Source organism: Camelimonas fluminis (assembly GCF_014656355.1).
In the GTDB taxonomy this organism is placed as follows: Bacteria; Pseudomonadota; Alphaproteobacteria; order Rhizobiales; family Beijerinckiaceae; genus Camelimonas; species Camelimonas fluminis.
Window position 1 is genome coordinate 6,801 of record NZ_BNCG01000074.1, and the last position, 363, is coordinate 7,163.

General features: G+C 59.8%; 1 protein-coding gene. It reads right to left on the minus strand.

All coding sequences use genetic code 11. From position 1 onward, the window contains the following. Positions 1-53: 53 nt before the first annotated feature. A partial coding sequence (locus IE243_RS21740; protein ID WP_210319950.1) for a TM2 domain-containing protein occupies positions 54-363 on the minus strand: 310 nt, incomplete at its 5' end.

Genomic DNA, 363 nt, shown 5'->3' on the forward strand with positions numbered 1-363 from the left:
CGATGGTCAGGACGGACAGGGCCAGTCCCGCGATGGAGATCATTTGCATCGGGTCAGCCGTACTTCCGTTTGAACGCCGTGTCCGATGAGGTGAGGTAGATGATCCCCTCGATGAAGCCGATGATGGCGGGAATGAACGTCCAGCAGAAGACGAGGTACAGCAGACCCATTCCGGTCTGTCCGAGATAGAACTTGTGGAAGCCGAGCCCACCGAGCAGGAAGGCGAGGATTGCAGCGGTCACCCTGCTTTTGAGGGGAGGAGCGTTCGCGGCGTCGCTGCCACCGACAGCAGCAGCTCCACCGCCTGCGTTCATGAACACCTGGGATGTTCCCTGCCGCTTCAGCATCTCGATTTCACGCATC